Genomic DNA, 24,677 nt, shown 5'->3' on the forward strand with positions numbered 1-24,677 from the left:
GCCGTTCGGACAGCGTCGGCCGGGTCGGGTGGCGGTGCCGGTCAACCCTCCCTGATTGCCGGTCAACCCTCCCTGATTGCCGCTCAGCCCTCCCTGATGCCGGCCAGCAGTTCCTCGGCGACCTCCAGGGCGATCCGCTTCCGTTCCACGTCGGTGATGTCCGGCGCGCGCAGGGTGAACCAGCTGCTGTGGATCGCGAAGAACGACAGCACGGCCCGGAGCTGGGCCTGTGGTGAATCGTCCCCCCGGGCCAGGACGTCGGCCAGTTGCAGCAGCCGTTCCCGCATCTGCTGCCCGGCGACGAGGTTCTTCAGTGCGGTCTGGTTCTGCTCGAAGAACCGCATCACCGACGGCTGCTCGTCGGCAAACATTGTCTCGGCGTACCGGGAGAGCAGCTCGCGCCGGTTGGCCAGGGTGGCCGGCTGCCCCTCGGCCCAGGCGATCAACTCGTCCATCCGGTCGAGCCGCTCCTCCACGAAACTGGAGACGATCTCGTCCTTGCTCCGGAAGTGGTAGTAGAGGGCGGCCTTGGTGACGCCCAACCGTTCGGCGATCTCGCGCAGCGAGGTCTTCTCGTACCCCTGCTCGGTGAAGAGCTCAAGCGCGACGGCCCGGATGCGGCCCCGGGTGCCCCCTGTGCTCTCGATCACCGAATGCCCCTATCCCGCTTGACGGTCGAGTCGACGCCAACTTACCGTCCGGCTAGTAAGCTAGCTAGCCGGGCGGCAAGTAAGTCAGCAAAATCTCAGGGGGAGCCTACCCATGACTGAAACCGTGGCCGAGCAACGACCCAACGTCAGGGTCGTGCTCTTCGGTCTCATGATCGCGATGATGCTCGCGATGCTCGACAACATGATCGTCAGCACCGCGCTGCCCCGGATCGTCGGGGATTTCGGCGGGCTGGACCACTTCACCTGGGTGGTCACGGCCTACGTGCTCGGTACCACGGTCTCCACGCCAATCTGGGGGAAGCTCGGCGACCTGTACGGCCGCAAGAGCGTCTTCCTCACCTCGGTGGCGATCTTCCTGGTCGCCTCCGCGCTCTGCGGCATGTCCGGATCCGCGCTGTTCGGCGGTCCGCAGGACGGCATGATCCAGCTCATCGGGTTCCGGGCCCTCCAGGGGCTCGGTGCCGGCGGCCTGATGGTCGGTGTCATGGCCATCATCGGCGACCTGGTGCCGCCCCGGGAGCGGGGGCGTTACCAGGGCATGATGGCCGGCATCATGGCCATCGCCATGGTGGCCGGGCCGCTTGTCGGCGGCTTCATCACCGATCACCTCTCCTGGCGCTGGGCGTTCTACGTCAACCTGCCGCTCGGCGGGGTGGCTCTGGTGCTGCTCGTCGCCACCCTGCGGCTGCCGAAGTACCGCACCGAGCACCGGATCGACTGGCTCGGCGCCGCCCTGCTCTCCGTGGGCATCACCGCGATCGTGCTGATCACCACCTGGGGTGGCAACGAGTACGACTGGACGTCGCCGCAGATCCTCGGGCTGGCCGCGCTGGCCGTGCTCGCCCTGGCGGTCTTCGCACTGGTGGAACGGCGGGCGCCGGAACCGATCCTGTCGCTCGGTCTCTTCACCAACCGCAACTTCGCGCTGATCTCGATCATCGGGTTCCTGCTCGGCTTCGGGATGTTCGGCGCGATGAACTTCCTGCCGATGTTCCAGCAGACCGTGCAGGGCGCCTCGGCCACCAACAGCGGTCTGCTGCTGCTCCCGCTGATGTTCGGCATGCTGGTCGTCTCGATCGTCGTCGGCCGGGCCATCACCAGGACCGGCCGGTACCGGATCTACCCGATCGTCGGTGGTGTGCTGATGACGGCCGGCCTGGGGCTGCTGACCATGCTCGACGTGCACACCAGCAAGGTCGAGTCCTCGCTCTACATGGTGGTGCTCGGCGCCGGGATGGGCTTCCTGATGCAGACCTCGATGCTGATCGCGCAGAACAGCGTCGAGCAGCGGGACCTCGGGGCGGCGAGCGGGGCGGCCACCTTCTTCCGGTCCATCGGCGGATCCTTCGGTATCTCGCTCTTCGGCGCGATCTTCGCCAACCGGCTCGGTGACTCGGCCGCCGGTGCGGCGTTCAGCGGCGGTGGTGAGGGCGCCTCGTTCAACCTGGACACGCTGCGGGCGCTGGATCCGGCGGAGCGGTTCGCCGTACTCGGCGGGCTCGCCGACGCCATCTCCGGGGTCTTCGTCTGGGCGGTGCTCTTCGCCGTCGCGGTGCCGGTGCTCGCCTGGTTCATCAAGGAGATCCCGCTACGCGGCACCAACGAGCCGTCCGCCGCGGAGCCTGCGGACCAGGATGCCGACGGCCCGTCCGGTCACGGTGCCGGTGGTGCCGTGGGCCGGGGTACCGGTGGTGCCGTGGGCCGGAATGCCGGACAGACTCCGGAGGAACAGGCCGAGACCGCCCTCGCCTCCACCCCGCTGCACTGACCCACCCACCCTCGTCCACGCCGGCACCCCCCTGCGGTTGACCATGAGGTTGACGGCCACCCTGGAGATCCGGAAGGCCGTCAACCTCATGATCGACTGGTCAGCGGGGTCAGCGGGGTCAGCGGGGTCAGGGAGCAGGGAGTCAGCGCCAGAAGGTGAGGCGGCGCAACAGGCGGCGTAGTACCCCGGGGGTCGGTGTCGACGTACCGGCCGCCGGGGTGGACTGTGCGGTGATCAGGTCCCGGGCGGTGGCCGCCACGGTCGGGTCGAGTCCGGGGGCGGCCAGGACGAGCCGGGCCAGCGACTCCGCGATCGACACCGGCCGCCGACGGGCCACCGCGATCACGTCGGCAAGCCGTTCCGCGGCGATCCGGGCCACGTCCGGGCGTACCGAGGGGTCCACCCAGGCCGCGGTGACCAGGGCGAAGAGGGCCGCCTCGGTGATCCAGTCCTCGACCCCCCAGACCAGGTCGAGCAGGACGGCCCGACGGGCCGAGTCCGCCCACGGCTCGTCGGTGCGGTGGTGCAGCAGCCCCAGGCACGCCCACACCTGGACGCACCGTACCCAGAGCGTCGGGTCGTGCTCGGTGAGCGCCCGACCGAGCGGGGTGGCCGGCGGAGCGGGCGGGTGCACCAGCAGCGCCAACAGGTCGTCCACGGTCAGCGTGGCCAGCCGTACCGCCGCGTCGTAGGCGGCCGGTGGGTGCGGCCAGGCCGGATGGGCGAGCTGCCGGATCTGCCGTACCGCCTCGTCCGACGGGGACGCCAGGACCGGCTCCGGCGCGGTGTCCACCCAGCGCCACAGTTGCCGGACCCCGGGCCGACGGGGCTGGCGCAGGTCCGGCTCGGCGATCCCGGCCACCATCAGGGTCAGGCCGGGCAGGGCGGCCCCCACCGCCTGTAGTGCGCTCGGTGCCTCCAGCCCGCTCAGCCGGAGTTCGCCGACCACGTCCGCCCGGTCGCCGGTGCCACCGGCGGCGAGTACCCGTCGCAGCGCGTCCACCACCGCCTCGCCGGCCGTCGGGAGCTGTCCCAGCCAGGGCTGCCCCTGGCAGCACTCGGCCAGGTCGCTGTGCTCGTGTGAGTCGTCCGGATGCTCCCGCTGGAAGTCGGCCAGCCCGACCAGGTGGTGCAGTTCCCCGTCCCGCCGGTAGCGCAGCCGGTGCGCGGTGTGCACCGCGCAGTCGAAGGTCGGGTCGCGCTCCAGCGCCCGGTCGGTCCAGGTCAACGCCGCTTCCAACCGGCCGTGGTCGGCGAGGGTGCCGGCGATGTCGGCGTACACCGACAGGTCGTCCGGGTCGTGCTCGACGGCGCGTTCCAGCGCGGCGAGCGCCTCCTCCAACCGGTCGGCGCTGCGGTAGGCGTACCCGAGCCAGACCTCGCCGAGCTTCGACGGCGCCGCCTCGACGCCCCGCTGTGCCCAGTCGAGCGCCAGGTCCACCTCGCCGAGCCGGCGGGCCAGCGCGGAGGCCGCGCCGAGCAGCAGGCCGTGCGTCGGATGCGCGGTGACGGCGTGGCGGGCCAGGGCGAGGTACGGCGTCAGCGGCGGGCGGTTCGCGGCCGGTACCGGGTCCGGCAGTGCGGCGCAGAGCCCCATCAGCACCCGCGCGGCGACATCAGGGGTGATCCGGAGACCGAGGTCGGGAGCGACCACCCAGGGCACTCCGGCCCAGTCCGCCTCGGGTGCGTGCGCGGTCGCGGCGGCCAGCAGTTCCAGCCCTTCGGCGGGTCGGCCGGCGGCGGCGAGCAGGTGCGCCCGGGCCACCACCGCACCGATGAAGGCATGCCGGTCCAGCGGGAACAGGTCGATCCCGCCCTGGTCGCGGACCGCGATCTGGGCCAGTACCTCATGCACCTCGGGCATGGTGGGGGCATGGGTCAGCGCGACGGCGAGATGACCGGCGGCGTGGGACAGGTCGCCTTCGGCCAGTGCCAGCCGCGCCAGCGCCAGTTCACCCTCGGCGCTCAGGCGCGGATCGTCCATTCCCTCCGACACGTCGGCCTCTCGCTCACGGTTCGGTCCCGTCATGTTGCGCAGCGCAGCCTAGGCCATGATCGCGGTTATTGGTGATCAACTGCTCATTGGTGTTCGATGGATTGCTCGTACCGGCGAAACCGTGCAAGACTGAGCACCAAATGCGCGGCAAACGCGCAATCGTAGACGTGAGGAGAGGTACGGGTGACACAATCAGGGGCCGGAATGGCCGCCGACATCGCGGAGCAGCCGGCCGGGTACGCCCGGTTGCTGGAGACCGGGCCCGTCGCCGCGATCGCCGAGGTGGCCGCCGTCATCGCCGCCCGCAGCCCCCGGCACGTGGTGTTCACCGCCCGGGGGACCTCCGACCACGCCGCGCTCTACGCCGCGTACCTCACCGAGATCCGGCTCGGCCTGCCGGCCGGGCTCGCCTCGCCCAGCGCCATCACCCTCTTCGGCGCCCGCCCCGACCTCTCCGACGCGCTGGTCGTCGGGGTCAGCCAGAGTGGTGGCTCCGCCGACCTGGCCGAGGTGCTCCGGGTGGCCCGGGCCGCCGGGGCGCTCACCGTCGCGGTGACCAACGCCCCCTCGTCGCCGCTCGCCGGCATCGCCGAACTCTCCGTCGACGTCTGCGCCGGGCACGAACGCGCGGTCGCCGCCACCAAGACGTACACCGCCGAACTGCTCGCGCTGCTGATGCTCATCGAGGGCGTACGGGCCGGTGACGGGGTGTTGCCCGCCGCCGAGCGGGCCGCCCTCGACACGCTCCCCGGGCTCGCCGAGCGCACCCTGGCCGACCGGACCCCGGCCCAGCTCGCCCACCGCTACCGGTTCGCCGCCCGGCTGGTCACCACCGGTCGGGGGTACGCCTACCCGACAGCCCGGGAGGCGGCGCTGAAGCTGATGGAGACCTCGTACCTGCCCGCGCTCGCCTTCTCCGGGGCGGACCTGCTGCACGGCCCGCTGGCGATGACCGACCCGGACGTGCCGGTGCTCGCGGTGGTCGGCTCCGGCCCGGGCGGCGACTCGATGCGCGAGGTGCTGCCCCGCCTCGGTGAACGCGGCGCGGACGTGGTCACCGTCGGCTCCGCCGACATCGCCGGGGCGACCGCCCGGCTGGGCGTGCCCGAGATCGACGAGCGGTACGCCCCGCTGCTCGACATCCTGCCGCTGCAGCAGCTCGCCCTGGCCCTGGCGCTGGCCCGGGGCGAGGACCCGGACGCGCCGCGTGGGCTGAAGAAGGTCACCACCACGCTGTGACCTCCCCGGTCGCCGGTGGCCCGCGACCGGCGGCCGGCGACAGTGGGCCCTTGACCGGTGGTCCGGCCGGGGGCGTGGCAGGCTTGCCCCGTGTCCACGCTGCGCGACCTTGCTGAGGAGCACACCAACCTCCGGCCCGCCGACATCGACCATCTGCACCGGGTGGCCGGGGACTGGCAGCTCCTGTCCGACCTCTCCTTCGCCGACCTGCTGCTCTGGGTACCCGTCGACAACGACGAGACGTTCCTCTGCGTCGCCCAGGTCCGGCCGACCACCGCGCCGACCGCGTACCAGGACGACCAGGTCGGGCGGATCGTCGGCGGGCCGGAGATCGCCCACCTGACCATCGCCTACAGCCAGGGCCGGATCTGGCGGGAGGGCGACCCGGTCTGGTACGGCGACGTGCCGGCCCGGCACGAGGCGATCCCGGTACGGCTGCGTCGCGGGGACGGGGACTCCGAGGTGATCGCGGTGGTCGGCCGGGACACCAACCTCTCCACCGCCCGGACCCCGAGTCAGCTCGAACTGAACTACCTCACCACCGCCGACGACCTGGCCCAGATGGTCGCCGACGGCACGTTCCCGCCGCCCCGGCACCCCGGCGAGACCACCTCGGCGCCCCGGGTCGGTGACGGGCTGATCCGGTTGGACGCCAACGGCAAGGTCACCTACGCCAGCCCGAACGCGCAGTCGGCGTACCGGCGGCTGGGGTTCTCCGCCCACCTGGTCGGTGAGGATCTCGCGGCGCTGAACCAGCGGCTCGCCACCGACCCGCTGGAGGGCACCGACGTGGCCAACGGGATGCTCGCTGCGCTGCGCGGCGAGGCCCCGCCGCGCCGGGAGCTGGACGCCCGGGGTGCCACCATGCTCACCCGGGCCCTGCCGCTGATGCCCGCCGGAGTGCCGATCGGCGCCCTGGTGCTGGTCCGCGACATCACCGAGGTACGCCGCCGGGACCGGGCGCTGATCACCAAGGACGCCACCATCCGGGAGATCCACCACCGGGTGAAGAACAACCTGCAGACCGTGGCGGCGCTGCTGCGGCTCCAGGCCCGCCGGGTCGGCATTCCGGCCGCCAAGGTCGCGCTGGAGGAGTCGGTACGTCGGGTCGCCTCGATCGCCCTGGTGCACGAGACCCTCTCCATGTCCAGCGACGAGGCGGTCGAGTTCGACGGGATCGTCGACCGGGTGGCGAGCGCGGCGACCGAGGTGGCCGCGACCGAGGTGGCGGTCCGGATGCGCCGGGAGGGCACCTTCGGGGTGCTACCCGCCGAGATCGCCACGTCCCTGGTGATGGTCCTCAACGAGCTGCTGCTCAACGCGGTCGAACACGGTTTCCCGCCGCCGGGTGAGGGTGAGCCGGCGATGGGCGGGGCCGAGGTGGTGGTCTCCGCCCACCGGTTCCGCAAGCAGTTGCACGTCACCGTCGCGGACAATGGTCGGGGCCTGCCCGAGCAGTTCGACGCGGACTCCTCCGGGCGGCTCGGTCTGCAGATCGTCCGGGCGCTGGCCACCGGGGAGCTGCGCGGCACCATCGAGCTGCGGAACCGGGCCGGCGGTGGCACCGAGGCGGTGCTGATCGTCCCGCTGGCCGCCGCCCGGGTCCGCTGAGGCACCCCCCGCGCGCCGCCCGGGTCCGCTGAGGCGCCGCCGGTGGGTGGCGGCGCCGCCCGCGTCGCGGGTAGGGACCGGGTTCAGCGTCGGGTCAGCAGCGCCACGGTGAGTCCGGGGACCCGCCAGCTCCGTTCGGTCCGGTAACCGGTGCGCAGTGCCGCGCCCCTGGCCCCGGTGACCGCCCCGGGCGGATCCGCCGGGGTACCGGCGACCAGCAGCCACACCCGGTCGTGGCCGGCCAGGCACGGTGCCGGGTCGGCGCACTCGTCGACCCAGAGGTCACCCCGGGCGGCCTGGTCCCGCACCAGCAGCGCGTCCCGGGGCTGGGGCCGCCCGCGCAGGTGGTACGCCATTGCCAGGTCCAGGAACCGCCAGCCGTCCCGGGGCGAGTAGACGACCGCATCCCCGGGGCGCTGCCCGTCGGCGATGATCCGGGCGGCTCCGGCGTAGTCGACCGGAGCGGTCCGGGGCCATTCGTGGGTACGCCGCAGGGCGAGCTGTTCGGGAACCCCGAGCAGGGCGGTGACGGCGACCACCAGAAGCGCGGCGCGCAGCCGCAGCGTGCCGGGTGCGACGGCGGCGAGCAGGCAGCCGAAGGGCACCGTGAAGGTCAGGTAGCGCGGTACCCACAGCGGGGTGGCCAGGCCGGCGACGAGGAGCAGCACGGTGGGCAGCAGCACGCATCCGGCGACGGCGAGCCCCCGCCGACCCCGGCTGACCGCCCCGAGCGTGGCCAGGCCGAGCAGCAGCCCGCCGACCTGGCCGCTCTGCGCGAGGACGCCGGGGAGCGCGGCCAGGTCACCCGGGGTCGGCGGGTCCACCCAGTCCAGCTGCCGGCCCTGCTGACCGCGGCCGAGCACCACCAGCGGGGTCAGCGCGAGCACCGCCGGCACCACGGCGAGCAGCCAGCCCCACCACCGGTCCCGGCGCCCCCGGCCGGCCGCCAGCACCCCCGCTGCGTGGCCGGCGAGCAGGGTGAGCGCCACCAGGTGGGTCAGGCCGAGGACGGTCACCGCGAGCGCGTACCCGAGCCAACGCGCGGGCGTCGGCCGGCGCAGCGCGCGTACCAGCAGGACCGAGGCGAGCAGGGCGAACGCGGTGGCCAGGGCGTAGGAGCGCGCCTCCTGGGCGTACCGGGAGGTGCTCGGGACTACCGCGTAGAACAGACCGGCGACCAGTCCGGTCCGGGCCGAGAAGAGCAGCCTGCCGAGTACCGCCACCAGCCCGGCCGCAGCGGCGGTGGCGAGCACGGCGGGGGCCCGCAGGGCGGCGACCGAGTCACCGAAGACCGCTGTCCAGCCGTGCATGAACAGGTAGTACGGGGCGTTGACCGCGTCGATGGTGCCGGCCATCCGGAACAGGTCGTCGACGTCCCGGCCGGCGGCGCTCCAGGTGGCCAGCTCGTCCCGCCACGGCTGGGCGCCGGTCAGCCGGTACCCGGTCACGGCGAGTGCGGTCAGCACCGGCCAGATCCAGCCGTACCGGCTCAGCCCCATGCGCCGAGCGTGTCATCCCGGCCCGCCCCGCCGGCGGCGGATCGGCGCAAATGCCGCCCTGGGGCACACCCCCTAGCCGGACCCCGGAAAGCTGATCCGTGATGTGGGATGGACCATGCATTCATTGGCCGTGACCACGGTGGTGTGGCAGCATAACGGCATGACCGCCGCTGTGGAACGCCGCTTCGTGGCCCGCCGCCACGTCGATTACGGCCGCGTCCGCAGCGCGATCTGTCCGGCCCACTGACGACGCCCGACCCCTGTGTCTCGGGCGCGCACCGCGCCGGCTCTCTCGACATCGTTGTCCACAGCCCCCCATTCCGGGCTGGCCGTCGCGTTCGCGCTCCACGAGCCATTCGCCACAGCAGACAACGGAGGACGCCGCGATGGCGGTCAGCAGCATCCCGGCCCAGGCCGGCGAGCCCACCACCCCGGCCACTTCCGCCGCCCGCGCGCCGCGTCGGCCGCGCGGTGAGGGGCAGTGGGCGCTGGGTCACCGGGAGCCGCTCAACCCGAACGAGCGCAACAAGAAGGACGACAACCCGCTCAACGTCCGGGCCCGGATCGAGAACATCTACGCGCACCGGGGCTTCGCCTCCATCGACCCGTCCGACCTGCGGGGCCGGTTCCGCTGGTGGGGTCTCTACACCCAGCGCAAGGCCGGCATCGACGGCGGGCGCACCGCCGTGCTGGAGCCGCACGAGCTGGAGGACGAGTACTTCATGCTCCGGGTCCGCATCGACGGCGGACAGCTCACCCTGGCCCAGCTACGGGTGATCGCGGACATCTCGCAGCGCTACGCGCGCGACACCGCCGACATCACCGACCGGCAGAACATCCAGTACCACTGGATCCGGGTCGAGGACATGCCGGAGATCTGGCGCCAGCTGGAGTCGGTCGGCCTGCAGACCACCGAGGCGTGCGGTGACTGTCCCCGGATCGTGCTCGGCAGCCCGGTCGCCGGGGTCGCCGAGGCGGAGGTGGTGGACCCGACCCCGGCGATCGACGAGATCATCCAGCGGTACGTCGGCGACCCCGAGTTCTCCAACCTGCCCCGCAAGTTCAAGTCGTCGATCTCCTGGCTGGTCGACACCCCGTACGAGGTCAACGACATCTCGTTCCTCGGCGTCGAGCACCCCGACCACGGTCCGGGTTTCGACCTCTGGGTCGGTGGCGGCCTGTCGACCAACCCGATGCTCGCCCAGCGGCTCGGGGTCTGGGTGCCGCTGGCCGAGATACCGGACGTCTGGGCCGGGGTGGTCGGAATCTTCCGGGACTACGGCTACCGCCGGCTGCGGCACCGCGCCCGGCTGAAGTTCCTGGTCGCCGACTGGGGCGTGGCGAAGTTCCGGGAGGTACTGGAGAAGGAGTACCTGGGCCGGGCCCTGCTGGACGGGCCGCCGCCGGCGCTGCCGGAGAAGCCGGTCGACCACATCGGGGTACACGCCCAGCGGGACGGCCGGTACTACGTCGGCGCCGCCCCGGTGGTCGGTCGGGTCTCCGGCGGGCAGCTCGCCCAGCTCGCCGACATCGTCGAGGCGCACGGCAGCGGCCGGGTCGCGCTCACCCCGTACCAGAAGCTGCTGGTGCTGGACGTGCCGGCGGACCGGACCGACTCGCTGGTCGGCGCGCTGCGCGGGATCGGACTGGAGGCGTTCCCGTCGGCCTGGCGGCGCGGCACCATGGCCTGCACCGGCATCGAGTACTGCAAGCTCGCCATCGTCGAGACCAAGGCGCGTGGCGAGGAGGTGGTGGCCCGGCTGGAGGAGCAGCTGCGCGGGTTCGACGCGGACATCTCCATCCACATCAACGGTTGCCCGAACGCCTGCGCCCGGACCCAGACCGCCGACATCGGTCTCAAGGGTCAGCTGGTGGTCGGCCCGGACGGCCGTCAGGTGGAGGGCTTCCAGGTCCACCTGGGTGGGGGACTGGGCATGGCGGCCGGCCAGAGCGCGGGCTTCGGCCGCAAGCTGCGCGGCCTGAAGACCACCGCAGAGGAGCTTCCCGGGTACGTCGAACGACTGGCCCGGCACTACCTGGCCGGTCGGACCGAGGGCGAGACGTTCGCCCAGTGGGTCCACCGGGCCGACGAGGAAGAGTTGCGATGAGCGAGGTGACGCGATGAGCGAGAACAGAGCCGCGCCGCTCTACTGCCCGTACTGCGGCGAGGAGGACCTGCGCCCCAACGAGCAGTCGCACGGCGCCTGGGAGTGTCACGCCTGCACCCGGGTCTTCACCGTGAAGTTCACCGGTCTGCTTGCCCGGGGGGCGGTGGTTTCGTCATGACCCGGGTTTCTGCGGTGGGCCTCGGTCTGGTCCAGCTCGGTGGCGCTCCCACCGGTGCCGACCCGGTCCGGCGCCCGGCCGACGAACTGCGCGCCCTGGCCGAGGCGGCCGGGCGGGACCTGGAGGGTGCGCCGGCTCTGGAGATCGCCCGCTGGGCGGCGGAGACGTTCGGCGACCGGTTCTGCGTCACGAGTTCGATGGCGGACGCGGTGGTGGCCCACCTGGTCTCCCGGGTGGCGCCCGGGGTCGACGTGGTCTTCCTCGACACCGGGCTGCATTTCCCGGAGACGCTGCGGGTACGCGACGAGGTGGCCCGCACCCTGCCGGTCAACGTGCGGTCCATCCGGCCCCGGATGACGGTGGGGCAGCAGGACGGCGAGTACGGTCCCCGGCTGTTCAACAAGTCCCCGGACAACTGCTGCCAGCTGCGCAAGGTCGAGCCGCTGGAGCGGGCGCTCGACGGGTACGACGCCTGGGCGGCGGGACTGCGCCGGGACGAGTCGCCGACCCGGGCCAACACGCCGGTGGTGGCGTTCGACACGCGGCGCGGCAAGGTCAAGGTCAACCCGATCGCGGCGTGGAGCCAGGCGGAGGTCGACGCGTACATCCGCCGGTGGAACGTGCCGGTCAACGATCTGTTCCGGCAGGGCTACAGCTCCATCGGGTGCTGGCCGTGCACCCGCCGTACGAAGGCCGGTGAGGACCCCCGGGCCGGCCGGTGGGCGATGTTCGAGAAGACCGAGTGCGGTCTGCACCTCTGACTGTCGGGTCGGGCGGCGCGCTGGTCCTGGTTGCCCACGGCAGCCGGGACCCGCGCGCCGCCGCGTCCACCCGGGCGCTGGCCCGGGCGGTCCGTACGGCCGTCACCGACCTCGCGGTTCGGGAGAGCTATCTCGACCACACCATTCCGGCGCCGGACGCCGTGCTCGGTGACCTGGAGGCCGGCGGGCACCCCTGTGCGGTACTGGTGCCCCTGCTGCTGACCGCGGCCTACCACGGTCGGGTGGATGTTCCGGCGGCCGTGGAGCAGGCCCGCTCGGCGGGTCTGCGGATCCCGGTCCGGGTCACCCGGGTCCTCGGGCCGGAACCCGGTCCGGCGGACGGGATGCCGGCCCGGTCCGGTCCGGTGCACGGTGCACTCCTCGCCGGGCTGCGCCGCCGGCTGACCGAGGCGGCGCCGGACGGCTTCGACGCGGTGGTGCTGGCGGCGGCCGGTACCCGGGATGCCGCCGCCCGGCTGACCGTGGAGCGGGTCGCGGAGAGGCTCGGGGCGGCGCTCGGGGTGCCCTGTGTCCCCGCGTACGCCTCAGCGGCCCCACCCACCGTCGATGTGGCGGTGCAGGGGCTCCGGGCGGCCGGTGCCCGCAGGGTGGCGGCAGCGGCCTACTTCCTCGCCCCTGGGCGGCTCTACGACGCCGCTGCCGTCGCGGCCCGGGACGCGGGTGCGGTGGCGGTGGCGGCGCCGCTCGGTGACGCTCCGGAGTTGGTGGAGTTGATCCTGAGTCGGGTCGGATCCGTAACCGGATGATGACTGTCGATAACGGCGATGATCGTCTTTCCGGATGTGAAGCAGCCACACTTATCGGAAAGTGATCGCCATCGCACTGTGGGAAGTGACCGGGGTCGCATCCGGGAGCCGATCGTCATCGCGTATTCGTTTAGTAACGACGATCGCAGCGCTTGGTAACGGCCATTTCCGCAGATGTGAGTGAGGCCATTCAAGTGGTGCGGGAGAGACTGACTGATCAGTTCGGTTGCTGCAGACGCAGAACGCCCCGGCGGGGGAAGACCGCCGGGGCGTTGATGCTTTGGTACGGATGGATCAGGCGGAGTGAGCGCGCAGTACCCGGAGGCCACCACGACGCTTGACGGCGCGCCGTTCCTCCTCGCTCATTCCGCCCCAGACGCCAGCGTCCTGACCGGATTCGAGCGCCCACTTCAGGCACTCGTCGGTCGCGGAGCAGCGCCGGCAGACGGCCTTGGCCTGCTCGACCTGCAGCAGTGCGGGGCCGGACGTCCCGATCGGGAAGAACAGCTCCGGGTCTTCGTCGCGGCAGGCAGCATGGTGACGCCAGTCCATGGCGGCAACACTCCTCAATCTGGTGGGTGGCAGTTGTTGCTCGATCTTCTTTTCCTATATGCATCCGCGGAGCCGATGGTGACGGTTCGCGTCCATCAATTCGGCAGCGCGTGAGCAAGCTGTTAGGCCAGGGGCCTGCTGGAACCCGCTCAACCCAGTAAGCATATCCAGGCAATGTCCCGGTAACTCAAGTTCGCTTGTGAATACTTTCACGAACTTTGCCGATGTCAAGAGTGGCGCTCAGAAAAACTCCGAACGGGTGAGCAAGCTCACGACCCTTTTGTCCGGGTTCCCGAGCGTCCTGGTGCCCGTCGTGCGACAGCCAAGAATCAATATAGTACAGTCCGTGCGACAATGCTGGCATTTCCGGCACCTACCCTTCGCTGCCGGATGCGGGGGGCCGACACCGAGGCAGTACCCCAGGGTCAGCAGATTACTCGTAGTGCGGCCGGTACGGATGTGAAACGCACCTTCTCCCGCTCCCCGAGGTAGTCCCCGTCCAGCTGGAAGGGCTGGGGACGGGACGAAACCAGGATGAACTCGTCCAGGTCATGCAGCCGGAACACCTGTCGGCCGTGCGGATCGGGCCGCCGGGAGAGGATCTGGGCCGCCGTCCGTGCCGTACTGGCCACCCGCAGCTGACGCAGCGCCATCACGTCGAGCCCCAGGTCGAACGAGGCCTCCGGGTTGGGATTGACCTCGCGCTCACCCAGATAGGTCCAGGGCGCGGTGTTCTGCACGATCACCGTGGCCAACTCGCCCTCGGCCGGCTCGTCGGGGCGCTCCAGTCGGATCGTCGGGTGCCGCCGGTCACTACCGACGAAGTAGTGGCTGATTGCGGACCGTAGATACAGCGCCGGAGTGGAGACCCGGCCCTTCCGCCGGGACGTCTCCACCCGGTGCACCACTGCGGCGTCCAGTCCGAAGCCGGCGCAGAAGGTGAAGTAGCGGTCGTCGGCCCGGCCGAGCCCGATGGTCCGGGACCGGCCCAGCCGCAGCCCTTCCAGGATCATGCTCGTCCCCTCCGGCCACTCCCGGGGCAGTCCCAGGGCACGGGCGAAGACGTTGGTGGAGCCACCGGGGACGGTGGCCAGTGCCGGCAGCCGCTCGGCCGACGGTCGGGCCGGGTCCATGGTCGCCGGCTGGGCGGTGAGCAGTCCGTTGACCACCTCGTTGACCGTGCCGTCGCCACCGAGGGTGACCACCAGGTCCACCCCCTGCTCGGCCGCCTCCCGGGCGAGGTCGGTCGCGTGTCCCCGGCGCCGGGTGTACCGCACGGTGAGGTCGACTTCGCTACGCAGCGCCCGGACGAGGACGTCCCGACTGCGCTCGCTGGTGGTGGTGGCTTTGGGATTGACCACCAGGACGGCCCGCATGGGCGGCACTGTACCGTGCGTGACCCCGGGTATCGTGGCGCCCGTGACGATCGACTCCGACCCGGTACCGCCGCCGTTGCACTGGGCAGTCCGGCTGCTCCGTGCCGAATCGGTCGGGCTCGGCCTGGTCGCCGCGTTCCTGATCTACGAGGACCTCACGGCGACCGCGGTGGACCTCCTCTCGGCCCTGCTGATCACCGCCTTCGCCATCGGCGGCGCGGTCGCCCTCTGGGCCCTGGGCGGCGCACTGGCCCGCCGTCGGGTCGGGGCCCGGGCGCCGGCGATCGTGCTGGAGCTGATGCTGCTGCCGGTCGGCTACTACATGGTGCAGGGCGGTCTGGGCTGGCTCGGCGTGCCACTGGCCCTGCTCGGGCTGCTGGTGGTGGGTCTCCTGGTGAGCGGCCCGACCAACCGGGCCCTCGGCTTCGAGTGATCCGCGCAAACGAGCCGATCAGGGGCTGTCCCTGTGGGTTTCGTCCCGCAGCGGACCTCCGGCGCAGACTCCGGGTCGCCGCCTGTCGAGTCGCTGCCTGTCGAGCTGCACCGTCTGTGCCGGCACACCAGGGCAGGCTATCCAGCCGGATGACACTGGCCACCTGTCTCCCTGCTCCGATCTGCCCCGACCGTCCAGCGATCCACTCGCTTACCTGGTAGTCGCGGTGTCAGCTTCGGCCAGACAGCCCGGTTTCCTGAAAACCGAGTGGATCAGGGGGCGTTCCTGAACCAGGGGCCCGGACAGGGCTGGGGCAGGTGGGTTCCCGGCTGGCGAGGTGCCGCGATGGCCTGGGTTGCCCGGTCAGCGGCCGGTGCCGCGCCGGGTCAGTAGCCCGATGGTGGCCCGACCGCCGGACATGGTCGCCGTCGCGGAGGTGGTCAGCGCGGTCAGCACCTTCCAGGCGAAGGACGACTCGGCGGGCAGCCGGGCGCCGGCCACGGTCGGCACCGTCACCTCGACGGTCAGCGCGTCCTCGGTCACCGCGAACCGGCAGTCCAGCTCGGCGTCGCGGGTGGCGACGGCGAGCAGCATGGCGCAGGCCTCGTCCACCGCGATTCGCAGATCCTCGATCTCGTCGAGGGCGAAGTGCAGCCGGGCAGCGAGCCCGGCGGTCGCGGTACGCAGCACGCCGAGGTAGCCGCCGTCTGCGGGCACGGTCAGCAGCACGACGTCGTCATCGATCGTCGACTGGCCGGTCAGTTGAGTCACGCCTCATCCCCCTGGACGGGGACTCTACCCTCTCGGACGCCCGCCGGGTCGGTCGCCGCCCCGGCGCGTCCGGCCAGCGCCCGCAGTGCCTCCCCGCTGAGCCGGTACGGCACCCACTCGGTCATCTGGACCGCCCCGATGGCCCGGTAGAACTCCGCCGCCGGGTTCCAGTGGATCATCCACCACTCCAGCCGCCGGTAGCCCCGCTCGACGCAGATCGCGGCGAGGGTGGCGAGCAGCAGCCGGCCGGCGCCGGTGCCCCGGGCCGCCGGGCGGACGTAGAGGTCCTCAAGGTAGATGCCGTGTACGCCGGCCCAGGTGGAGAAGTTGCGGAACCAGAGGGCGAAGCCGACCGGGGTGCCCGTCGCGTCCACCGCGACGTGGCCGAAGAGCGCGGGTGCCGGGCCGAAGAGCGCCGCGTGCAGCTGCTCCCCGGTCAGGTGGCACTCGTCCGGGGCCCGCTCGTACTCGGCCAGCTCGTGCACCATGGCGACGATGGCCGGCACGTCGGTCACCCGTGCCGGCCGGATCGTCGGTGCGTTGACCGCGTGGGTCACGCCTGCTTGGTCTCCCGGAAGATCTTCGCGATCTCGTCGATCTTCTGGAGCAGCTCGTCGGCCTTGGCCGGGTCGGCCGAGCCCTTGGCGCCGCTGGCCCCGGCCAGCTTGGTCGCCTCGTTGAAGAGCTGGTGCAGGTGCGGGTACTTCTCGAAGTGCGCCGGCTTGAAGTAGTCCGTCCACAGCACCCAGAGGTGGTGCTTGACGAGATCCGCCCGCTGCTCCTTGATGATCAGCGCCCGGGTACGGAACTCGGGGTCGGTGTTCGCCTGGTACTTCTCACAGATCGCCTTGACCGACTCGGCCTCGATCCGGGCCTGGGCCGGGTCGTAGACACCGCACGGCAGGTCGCAGTGGGCGCTGGCAACGACGCGTGGCGAAAGGATGCGGGGAAGTCGCATCAGGACCCTCCAAGGGAAGTTTGCGATGATCCAAGCCGACATTACTCCTGCACCACCCGCCCTACGGCCCGGAGGCCGAACTCGATGCCGTCCGCCCTGTACGCCGTGCTGGTGACCGGCCCGTCCATGTCACCGACGCTGCGGCACGGCGACGCGCTCCTGGTCCGGGGCGGCGGCCGGGCGGTCCGGCCCGGCGACATCGTGGTCGGGGTCTTTCGCAGCCGTCCCGATCTGCTGGTGGTCAAGCGGGCGGTCCGCGCCACCGACGGCGGCTGGTGGGTGCAGGGGGACAACGGGCTGGTCGCCGACGACTCCCGGGCCTACGGGGTGCTCGACGTACGGGGCCGGGTGGTGGCCCGCTACTGGCCCCGGCCCAGGTGGCGGTTCCGTTACCCCCGAGTATGACCCTGCTCACATCCGTGACCCACCCTCGGAACTATGCTCGGTAGGTGCCCGGGTGACCCCCGCACCGCTGTGCCCGCTCAGCGCCGACCGGGTGTCGAGCCGGCCATTCCAGCTGCTCGACAGACCCTGGAGTCACCGATGTCTGCGTCCACTGTGGATCCTGCTGATCCCGTCTTCCGTCTGCACGCCGGCGGCAAGCTCGCCGTCGCCTCGACCGTCCCGTTGGCCAGCCGGGAGGACCTCTCCCTGGCGTACACCCCCGGCGTGGCCCGGGTCTGTGAGGCGATCGCCGCCGAACCGGCCCTGGTGGACGACTACACCTGGGTAGGTCACACGGTCGCCGTGGTGACCGACGGCTCCGCCGTACTCGGCCTCGGCAACATCGGCCCCCGGGCCGCCATGCCGGTCATGGAGGGCAAGGCCGCCCTGTTCAAGCAGTTCGCCGATGTCGACGCGGTGCCGATCTGCCTGGACACCCAGGACGTGGACGAGATCGTCGCGGTGGTCACCGCGCTCGCCCCCTCGTTCGGGGGCATCAACCTGGAGGACATCAGCGCGCCCCGGTGCTTCGAGGTCGAGCGCCGACTGGACGAGGCCCTGCCCATCCCGATCTTCCACGACGACCAGCACGGCACCGCGATCGTCGTGCTGGCCGCCCTGCGCAACGCCGCCGCGCTGCTCAACCGCAAGCTCGGCGACCTGCGGGTGGTGGTCAGCGGGGCCGGTGCCGCCGGGGTGGCGGTGACCCGGATGCTGGTGGCCGGCGGGGTCAGCCCCGGCGACATGGTCATCTGCGACTCGCGCGGCATTCTCGGCCCGGACCGGACCGGCCTGACCGGGGCCAAGGCGGAGTTGGCCGCGACGACCAACGCCGCCGGGCGTACCGGCGACATCACCGTGGCGCTGCGCGACGCGGACGTGCTGATCGGGGTCTCCGGCGGGCAGATCCCCGAGGAGGCGGTCGCCGGGATGGCCCCCGGTGGCATCGTCTTCGCCCTGGCCAACCCGACCCCCGAGGTGCACCCCGAGGTGGCGGCGCGGCACGTGGCGGTGATCGCCACCGGGCGCAGCGACTTCCCCAACCAGATCAACAACGTGCTGGCCTTCCCCGGGATCTTCCGGGGCGCCCTGGACGCCCGCGCCACCCGGATCACCGACGGGATGAAGGTGGCGGCCGCCGACGCGATCGCCGCCGTGGTGGCCGACTCGCTGACCGTGGACGCGATCGTCCCCTCGGCACTGGACCCGCGCGTCGCGCCGGCGGTCGCCGAGGCCGTCGCCGAGGCGGCCCGCCGCGACGGCGTCGCCCGCCGCTGAGATGTAAGGAAGGGCCCCTTCTTATCGCTTTCTGTATAGGAAGGGGCCCTTCTTAACAGCTCCGCACGTTGCTAACGTGCGGATCATGCGTGCCGCCTATGCCTCCGCCTTCGACGCCGACAACCCGCTCGCCGCGCTGACCGTGGGGGAGCAGCCCGAGCCGGTCCACCCGGCGGACGACTGGGTGACGGTGGAGGTCCGGTCCAGTTCGCTCAACCACCACGACCTCTGGTCGCTGCGCGGGGTGGGCCTCGGCGCCGACCGGCTGCCGATGATCCTCGGCTGTGACGCGGCCGGCGTCGACCCGGACGGCAACGAGGTGGTCGTCTACCCGCTGATCGCCGACCCGGGCGACCCGCGTGGGATCTCCATCCTCTCCGAGCACTTCCCCGGGACCTTCGCCGAGCGGGTCGCCGTACCCCGGGAGAACCTGCTGCCCAAGCCGGCGGACCTCAGCTTCGCCGACGCGGCGTGCCTGCCCACGGCCTGGCTCACCGCGTGGCGGATGCTGACCACCAAGGGCCGGCTGGACGAGGCCGACGCGGTGCTGGTGCAGGGTGCCGGCGGGGGCGTGGCGACTGCGGCCGTGGTGCTGGCGGTCGCGTCCGGCAAGCGGGTCTACGCGACCAGCCGGGACGCCGCCAAGCGGGAACGGATCGCCGCACTCGGCGCCACCGCGCTGGAACCCGGCGCCCGGCTGCCCGAGCGGGTCGACCTGGTGATCGAGACGGTCGGGGCGGCGACCTTCGACCACTCGCTGAAGTCGGCTGCGCCGATGGCCCGGATCGTGGTGTCCGGCGCCACCGCCGGGCACGAGCCGAAGGTCAACCTGCGGCGGGTCTTCGCGATGCAACTGGAGATCCTCGGTACCTCGATGGGCACCCCGGACGAACTCCGCGACCTGATGGCGTTCTGCGCCGAGCGGAAGGTCCGGCCGGTGGTGGACGCGGTGTACCCGTTCACCGGGGTGACGCAGGCGTTCGAACGACTGCACTCCGGCGAGGTGTTCGGCAAGGTGGTGCTGGACCACACGGCGTGACCGGTACCGACCCCGGTGGCGGCGGGCGACGACCCGGACACGCCGGATACGCACTATGAAAATCCGGACTTTTTGTCTCCGGGTGGTGCCGGGTGGTATCCGGGCAGGCGTGCCGGATCGATTCCCTAAGTCCGTCCACATATGCACTTCATAATTGCTTAAGGTTGCCGGATCTGCGGTTCCGGCAATGCTCCGGCGTGATCCGGAAACCCCGTTACAGTCGTGCCGATCCGTCCTATTGAGAGGGCGGTACGCAGGTTGGAGGGGTTTGAACGTGAGTTCATCGGCAGCCAGGAACCGTCCCGTCGGTACGGTTCTCCGGCGCTGTGTGGCAGGGCTCGTCGTCGGTGCCGTGGCGGTCGCCGCCGGATACACCGGTACCGGTACGGCGGCCGCCGACGACACGGGTTCACTGGTCGTGACCAGGGACGGGACCGTGATCGAGGGCCGGGAAGTGGCCGGCTACATCCATGTCCGAGCCAACAACGTCACCATCCGGGACACCACCGTCCGCTACGGCGGAAGCCATGCCGTACGCGTCTTCGACGGCTACACCGGCACCACAATCGAACGCGCCAAAATCTACTGCACAGCGACCAAGACGAATGGAGTGGTGTTCGGCGCCTATGTCGCGCGCCAGGTCGACATCACCGGTTGCCGTAACGGTTTCATGTATTCGTCGACGCTGCCTGCAACAATTGTCGAATCCACCTGGAACGGTGCGGACGTGACCGTCGGGACCGACCCGGTCACCGGGCCGGACGGCACCCCGGACGAGTTCCCCGGCCCGGACAGCACCGGAGTCCCGGCCGGTACCTCCCTGCGGCGCAGCGGATCCCTCACCCTCGACCGGGACGGGCAGGTGGTCACCGGGCTGGACATCGTCGGTTGCGTGACGGTGACCGCCCGGAACGTGGTGATCCGCAAGTCCCGGATCACCTGCGCCGGGCCGTACTCGATCCGCACGATCGACGCGGTCGACCTGCTCGTCGAGGACGTCGAGATCGACGGTAAGGGCCGGAACTCGGCGGCGGTCTGCTGCGGCGACTACACGCTGCGCCGGGTGGACATCCACGACGTCATCGACGGTCCCCGGCTGGGTGACGACACCGTGGTCGAGGACTCCTGGATCCACCAACTGACCCGGGTGGACGGCTCGCACAACGACACGCTCCAGACCACCGGGGCGACCAACATCCTGGTCCGGGGCAACCGGCTGGAGGCGTACAACCCGGACACCCGGGACCCGCTCAACGCCTGCCTGATGATCGGATCCACCACCGCCCCGCTGGTGGCGGACCTGACCTTCGAGCGGAACTACTGCAACGGGGGGAACTACTCGCTCGGCGTGCGCGAAGACCTCAACGGCGAACGGATCGTCTTCCGGGACAACGTCTTCGGTCGCGACTACCGTTACGGCATCATCGCCCGGCCGAAGCAGGACGGTCTGTCCTGGGACCACGAGAGCAACATCTGGTTCGACAGCGAGTTGCCCGTGCTGCGGTGACCTTCGGTCGCCCGTGCCGGGTGACCCGTCGAGGGGCAGGGGGCGGTGCCCCGTCGAGGGGCAGGGGTGGCGACCGTCGAGGGGCAGGGAGCGGACCGCTCCCTGCCCCTCGACTCACAGCCGGTTGTCGAGGGTGGCCAGCCCGCCCCGGGCCGCGTCGGCCGGCAGCCGCCGCTTCGCCGCCGCGTCGCCGTACAGGGACCAGCGCAGGAACTCGGTCGTCGTGTCGGCCACCACGGTGAATGACCGGTCCGCACCGCTGAGCAGCGAGCGCCCGTGGTCACCGTCGGGCAGGCTGAGCATCGCCTTGGGCCACGGCACCGCCTCGTACGCCGCCCGGCCGGCGGAGTAGGAGACCACCTCGTCGCGCTCGCCGTGCACGAAGAGTTGCGGCGCACCGGTGCCGGCGAACGCGGTACCGACCCCGAGCGCGCTGCCGGCGAGCACGATCCCGGCATCCAACCGGTCGTCCCGCTCGATGGTGAACAACCCCACCGTGGTCACCCCGCCCGCCGAGTGACCGGTGGCCGCCACCCGGTCGGCGGCGAGCCTCCCCCGCAGCGGGTCACCGGCCCGTCCGTCCAGTGCGAGCACCCGGGTCAGCACGAACGACACATCCGCCGGCTGGTTGAGCACGTCCAGGACGTCGTAGCGGGCCGCACCCCGGCTGGTCCCGGGAAAGGTCGGCGCGGCGACCACGAACCCGGCCACCGCCCAGCGGGTCAGCAGCGCGGCATAGTCCGCCGGCCGGGCGGTCAGCCCGTGGCTGAACACCACCACCGGGAAACGTCCCGGGGCCGCCGGCCGGCCACGCCGGGGCGTACCGCCCGCCGAGCCGGTCGCCGGGTACCAGATCGTCACCGGTAGCGCGCGGTCAGCGTCCCGGGTCAGCTTCAGTTCGCGTACCCCGACCGCGAACGGCTCGGCCGGCGCGGAACCGGCGGGCACCGACGACCTGGCCGGCGGGGCCGCCTGGCCCGGCGCGGATGCGGCAGGGGCCGCCGGGCCGCCGTCGTCGCGCCACCGGGCGCCGTCGTCGGCGGAACACCCGGCGAGGGTCACCGTGAGCAGGGCGGCGGCGAGCAGAGCAGGGGTACGGCGTCGGCGCATGTCACCGATTGTGCCGCGCCGGCCTGGCGGGGCGGTCCGGCGATCCCCTCACCACCGCCGGACGAACTCGCTGATCCCCGGCCGGTACGCCGAACCGGGAATCCGGTCCCGGGCGGCCCGGTCGTCGCGCAGTCGCCAGCGGAGGAAGTCGGTGGTCACCGCGACCACCTGGTCGAACCCGGGTCGGCCCGGGGTGAGGTACTCGCCGTGCCCCTGGCCGGTGAAGGTGAGAAACCCCCGGGGCCACCGGGCCCGCTCGAAGGCCGCCCGACCCACCCCCACCGGGACGACCGCGTCGGCGTCGCCGTGTACGAAGAGCAGGTGCGCCGCCGGCCCTGCGTAGCTGCCGGGCAGCCCGCCCCCGGCGATCACGATGCCGGCCCGCAACCAGGCAGGGTGTCCCACGGTGAACATGCCCGAGGTGGTGAACCCGCCCGCCGAGTGGCCGGCGGCGGCCACCCGGCGCAGATCGAGGTGCCCGGCCAGCGGGTCGGCCGGGCCGAGCCGGCGCAGGTACCGGAGCACCTGCCACCCGTAACCGGGCTGGTGCCGGACGTCGGCGCGGGTGAAGTCGGTCGCGGTCAGGCTGGTACGCGGGTAGGTCGGCGCGGCGACCACGAACCCGGCCGCCGCCCAGCGAGCGGTCAGGGCGGCGTGGTACGCCGGCAGGCTGTGCAGACCGTGGCTGAACAGCACGACCGGGAAGTGACCCGGGGCAACCGGGGCGCCTGGCCCGTCGTGCCGGGCCGGGTACCAGACCGTGACGGCCAGCCGGCGGCGGTCGACCGGGACATCGAGGATGCGCACCCCGACCGGGTGGCCGTCGGGGGCCGCCGCGACCGGCTGGCCGTCGGCCGACGCCGCCGTACCGTCCGGGGCCACGGCCGCCGTCGGCGTACCGGGAAAAGCCGCCGGTGCCGTCGGATCCGGGCGCACCACGGCCGGCGCCGTCGGGCCGGGACGTACCGTCACCGGGTTCGGTACCGACACCGCCGGCCCGCATGCGGTGAGGATGGCCGGCAGCAGCCCGGCGACCATCCCGGTCACCAGCCGTCGACCGTCCACCTCTCGACGGTAGGGCGGACCAGGGGCATCCCGGTCCAGCCGACCGGGCGGGTGCGCCCACCGGCCGGCCGGAGTTGGCCGTCCGCTTCGGCCGGCCGGTGCCGCCCGGTCCGCCGGCCGCTGCCGCCCGGTCCGCCGGCCGCTGCCGCCCGGTCCGCCGGCCGCCGCCGCCCGGTCCGGTGGGAGCCGCTGACCTGCGCCGGACGGGACGGCGGCGGGACACCGGCTTCGCTACGCTCATCGCCATGTCGGACAAGTACGTGGACCCGAGCGGTGACACCGAGGCGTTCCGGGCCTTCGCCAACGACCCGCAGGCTCCATCGGCGAGCGGGCCGTCGAAGCTGCCCGTGATCATCGGGGCGGTGGTGGTGGCGGTGCTGCTGGTCCTGCTGGCCGCCTGGTTCCTGCTCGGCTGAACGCGGTTCAGGCCGCGGCGGTGACCGCCGCCCGGGTCTGTTGGGCGATCTCCAGTTCCTCGTCGGTGTGCACCACGCAGACCGCCACCGTGCCGTCCTGCGGTGAGATGACCCGGTCACCGCTGTCCGCGTTGCGCTCCGGGTCGACCCGCACCCCCCACTGCTCCAGCCCGTCCAGCGCCGCCGCGCGGACCGGTGCCGCGTGCTCGCCCACCCCCCCGGTGAAGGTGACCGCGTCCAGCCGGCCGAGCAGCGCGTGGTACGCCCCGACGTACCCCTTGATCCGCCGGCAGTACACGTCGAAGGCCAGGGTGGCCGCCGGGTCCCCGGCCGACCGGCGGTGCAGCACCTCGCGCATGTCGTTGACACCGGTCAGCCCGCGCAGCCCGCTGCGGTGGTTCAGCAGGTCGTCGATCTCGTCGACGGCCAGCCCGCCCTCCCGGCGCAGGTGGAAGATGATCGTCGGGTCCAGGTCACCGCTGCGGGTGCCCATCACCAACCCTTCCAGCGGGGACATCCCCATCGAGGTGGCGACACTCCGGCCACCCTGGATGGCGCACGCGCTGGCCCCGTTCCCCAGGTGCAGGGTGATCGTGTTCAGCTCGTCGTACCGCCGACCGAGCAGCTCCGCCGTGCGGCGCGAGACGTACGCGTGCGAGGTGCCGTGGAAGCCGTACCGCCGGATGCCGTACCGCTCGGCGGTGGCCTGCTCGATCGCGTAGGTCGCCGCCGCCTCCGGCAGGGTGCGGTGGAACGCGGTGTCGAAGATCGCGACCTGGGGGACGTCGGGCAGCAGTTCCCGGGTGACCCGGATGCCGGCCAGGTTGGCCGGGTTGTGCAGCGGCGCGAGCGGTACCAGGTCGGCGATCGCGTCGAGCACCGCGTCGTCGATCAGCGTGGGCTCGGCGAACCGGACACCACCGTGCACCACCCGGTGCCCGACCGCGGCCAGCCCGGTCAGCTCCAGCGAGCCGAGGATGCTGCGGACCGCCGCCTCGTGGTCGGCCGGCCCGCCGTCCGGCTCGCCGATCCGCTCCACGGTGCCGCCGTCGACCACCTCGGATCCGGCGTAGAGCCGGTACTTGACCGACGACGACCCACAGTTCAGCACCAGCACCCGGTCGGTCACG

General features: G+C 72.0%; 24 protein-coding genes. 13 read left to right on the top strand and 11 right to left on the bottom strand.

From position 1 onward, the window contains the following. Positions 1 to 83 precede the first annotated feature (83 nt). Positions 84 to 650, bottom strand: a complete 567-nt coding sequence (locus V6U90_RS07010; protein WP_334432343.1) for a TetR/AcrR family transcriptional regulator — start codon at positions 648 to 650, stop codon at positions 84 to 86. A 112-nt stretch (positions 651 to 762) separates the two neighbouring features. On the opposite strand from V6U90_RS07010, the gene V6U90_RS07015 reads away from it, so the two are divergent. After that, a complete protein-coding gene (locus V6U90_RS07015; protein ID WP_442933539.1) occupies positions 763 to 2,439 on the top strand; it encodes an MDR family MFS transporter in 1,677 nt (558 codons plus the stop codon). A 142-nt stretch (positions 2,440 to 2,581) separates the two neighbouring features. Here V6U90_RS07015 and V6U90_RS07020 read toward each other — a convergent pair whose 3' ends face one another. Beyond that, positions 2,582 to 4,423 (bottom strand): tetratricopeptide repeat protein, encoded by a 1,842-nt coding sequence (locus V6U90_RS07020; RefSeq protein WP_334432488.1) that lies wholly within the window; start codon positions 4,421 to 4,423, stop codon positions 2,582 to 2,584. Between the two features lie 216 nt (positions 4,424 to 4,639). Between V6U90_RS07020 and V6U90_RS07025 the strand changes: the two genes are divergently transcribed. Both V6U90_RS07025 and V6U90_RS07030 read left to right on the top strand, forming a co-directional pair. Next, complete coding sequence (locus V6U90_RS07025) at positions 4,640 to 5,674, top strand: SIS domain-containing protein (protein WP_334432490.1); 1,035 nt, start codon at positions 4,640 to 4,642, stop codon at positions 5,672 to 5,674. Positions 5,675 to 5,764: 90 nt separating this feature from the next. Then, positions 5,765 to 7,285 carry a sensor histidine kinase gene (locus tag V6U90_RS07030; RefSeq protein WP_334432345.1) on the top strand — a complete coding sequence of 507 codons (1,521 nt, stop codon included), beginning with the start codon at positions 5,765 to 5,767 and terminating at the stop codon, positions 7,283 to 7,285. 83 nt (positions 7,286 to 7,368) lie between these two features. On the opposite strand, the gene V6U90_RS07035 is transcribed toward V6U90_RS07030, so the two are convergent. Continuing rightward, a complete protein-coding gene (locus V6U90_RS07035; protein ID WP_334432347.1) occupies positions 7,369 to 8,784 on the bottom strand; it encodes a glycosyltransferase family 39 protein in 1,416 nt (471 codons plus the stop codon). A 386-nt stretch (positions 8,785 to 9,170) separates the two neighbouring features. Between V6U90_RS07035 and V6U90_RS07040 the strand changes: the two genes are divergently transcribed. The 4 genes from V6U90_RS07040 to V6U90_RS07055 are packed head-to-tail and all read left to right on the top strand — an operon-like array spanning position 9,171 to position 12,598. Continuing rightward, the gene (locus V6U90_RS07040; RefSeq protein ID WP_334432350.1) at positions 9,171 to 10,892 is read left to right on the top strand and encodes a nitrite/sulfite reductase; all 1,722 of its coding nucleotides are present in this window, start codon (positions 9,171 to 9,173) and stop codon (positions 10,890 to 10,892) included. Positions 10,893 to 10,905: 13 nt separating this feature from the next. After that, positions 10,906 to 11,070, top strand: a complete 165-nt coding sequence (locus tag V6U90_RS07045; protein WP_334432352.1) for a hypothetical protein — start codon at positions 10,906 to 10,908, stop codon at positions 11,068 to 11,070. Next, positions 11,067 to 11,831, top strand: coding sequence for a phosphoadenylyl-sulfate reductase (locus V6U90_RS07050; RefSeq protein ID WP_334432354.1), 765 nt, complete (start codon positions 11,067 to 11,069; stop codon positions 11,829 to 11,831). Before V6U90_RS07045 ends, V6U90_RS07050 begins: the two co-directional genes overlap by 4 nt. After that, the gene (locus tag V6U90_RS07055) at positions 11,813 to 12,598 is read left to right on the top strand and encodes a sirohydrochlorin chelatase (RefSeq protein WP_334432356.1); all 786 of its coding nucleotides are present in this window, start codon (positions 11,813 to 11,815) and stop codon (positions 12,596 to 12,598) included. Before V6U90_RS07050 ends, V6U90_RS07055 begins: the two co-directional genes overlap by 19 nt. Positions 12,599 to 12,892: 294 nt before the next feature. Here V6U90_RS07055 and V6U90_RS07060 read toward each other — a convergent pair whose 3' ends face one another. Both V6U90_RS07060 and V6U90_RS07065 read right to left on the bottom strand, forming a co-directional pair. Next, entirely contained in the window at positions 12,893 to 13,150 is a 258-nt protein-coding gene (locus V6U90_RS07060; RefSeq protein ID WP_334432358.1) for a WhiB family transcriptional regulator, read from the bottom strand. Positions 13,151 to 13,575: 425 nt separating this feature from the next. Next, a complete protein-coding gene (locus tag V6U90_RS07065) occupies positions 13,576 to 14,526 on the bottom strand; it encodes a diacylglycerol/lipid kinase family protein (protein WP_334432360.1) in 951 nt (316 codons plus the stop codon). Between the two features lie 43 nt (positions 14,527 to 14,569). Between V6U90_RS07065 and V6U90_RS07070 the strand changes: the two genes are divergently transcribed. Beyond that, positions 14,570 to 14,959, top strand: coding sequence for a hypothetical protein (locus V6U90_RS07070; protein WP_334432362.1), 390 nt, complete (start codon positions 14,570 to 14,572; stop codon positions 14,957 to 14,959). Between the two features lie 363 nt (positions 14,960 to 15,322). Here V6U90_RS07070 and V6U90_RS07075 read toward each other — a convergent pair whose 3' ends face one another. From V6U90_RS07075 to sodN, 3 genes are read right to left on the bottom strand one after another with little or no spacing between them, the layout of a single operon-like run. After that, on the bottom strand, positions 15,323 to 15,730 hold the full coding sequence (locus V6U90_RS07075; protein WP_334432364.1) for an ATP-binding protein: 408 nt from the start codon (positions 15,728 to 15,730) through the stop codon (positions 15,323 to 15,325). Next, on the bottom strand, positions 15,727 to 16,287 hold the full coding sequence (locus V6U90_RS07080; protein WP_442933540.1) for a GNAT family N-acetyltransferase: 561 nt from the start codon (positions 16,285 to 16,287) through the stop codon (positions 15,727 to 15,729). Before V6U90_RS07080 ends, V6U90_RS07075 begins: the two co-directional genes overlap by 4 nt. After that, entirely contained in the window at positions 16,284 to 16,688 is a 405-nt protein-coding gene (gene sodN, locus V6U90_RS07085) for a superoxide dismutase, Ni (RefSeq protein ID WP_334432365.1), read from the bottom strand. Before sodN ends, V6U90_RS07080 begins: the two co-directional genes overlap by 4 nt. An 84-nt stretch (positions 16,689 to 16,772) precedes the next feature. Between sodN and V6U90_RS07090 the strand changes: the two genes are divergently transcribed. From V6U90_RS07090 to V6U90_RS07105, 4 genes are all read left to right on the top strand, one after another. Continuing rightward, positions 16,773 to 17,093, top strand: coding sequence for a S26 family signal peptidase (locus tag V6U90_RS07090; RefSeq protein ID WP_334432366.1), 321 nt, complete (start codon positions 16,773 to 16,775; stop codon positions 17,091 to 17,093). Between the two features lie 138 nt (positions 17,094 to 17,231). Further along, positions 17,232 to 18,410, top strand: a complete 1,179-nt coding sequence (locus V6U90_RS07095) for an NAD(P)-dependent malic enzyme (protein ID WP_334432367.1) — start codon at positions 17,232 to 17,234, stop codon at positions 18,408 to 18,410. A gap of 76 nt (positions 18,411 to 18,486) precedes the next feature. Continuing rightward, positions 18,487 to 19,449 carry a zinc-binding dehydrogenase gene (locus tag V6U90_RS07100; RefSeq protein ID WP_334432369.1) on the top strand — a complete coding sequence of 321 codons (963 nt, stop codon included), beginning with the start codon at positions 18,487 to 18,489 and terminating at the stop codon, positions 19,447 to 19,449. A 328-nt stretch (positions 19,450 to 19,777) separates the two neighbouring features. Next, positions 19,778 to 20,956, top strand: a complete 1,179-nt coding sequence (locus V6U90_RS07105) for a hypothetical protein (RefSeq protein ID WP_334432370.1) — start codon at positions 19,778 to 19,780, stop codon at positions 20,954 to 20,956. Positions 20,957 to 21,070: 114 nt separating this feature from the next. Here V6U90_RS07105 and V6U90_RS07110 read toward each other — a convergent pair whose 3' ends face one another. Continuing rightward, on the bottom strand, positions 21,071 to 22,066 hold the full coding sequence (locus V6U90_RS07110) for an alpha/beta hydrolase family protein (RefSeq protein ID WP_334432372.1): 996 nt from the start codon (positions 22,064 to 22,066) through the stop codon (positions 21,071 to 21,073). 48 nt (positions 22,067 to 22,114) lie between these two features. Further along, on the bottom strand, positions 22,115 to 23,131 hold the full coding sequence (locus V6U90_RS07115; RefSeq protein ID WP_334432374.1) for an alpha/beta hydrolase: 1,017 nt from the start codon (positions 23,129 to 23,131) through the stop codon (positions 22,115 to 22,117). A gap of 245 nt (positions 23,132 to 23,376) precedes the next feature. Here V6U90_RS07115 and V6U90_RS07120 point away from each other — a divergent pair, with 245 nt between their 5' ends. Then, entirely contained in the window at positions 23,377 to 23,547 is a 171-nt protein-coding gene (locus V6U90_RS07120) for a hypothetical protein (RefSeq protein ID WP_334432376.1), read from the top strand. A 7-nt stretch (positions 23,548 to 23,554) separates the two neighbouring features. Here the strand turns inward: V6U90_RS07120 and V6U90_RS07125 are convergent, their stop codons facing one another. Next, complete coding sequence (locus V6U90_RS07125) at positions 23,555 to 24,676, bottom strand: acetate/propionate family kinase (RefSeq protein WP_334432495.1); 1,122 nt, start codon at positions 24,674 to 24,676, stop codon at positions 23,555 to 23,557. Position 24,677: the final 1 nt, after the last annotated feature.

The organism is Micromonospora sp. CPCC 206060, from assembly GCF_036906895.1.
GTDB lineage: Bacteria > Actinomycetota > Actinomycetes > Mycobacteriales > Micromonosporaceae > Micromonospora.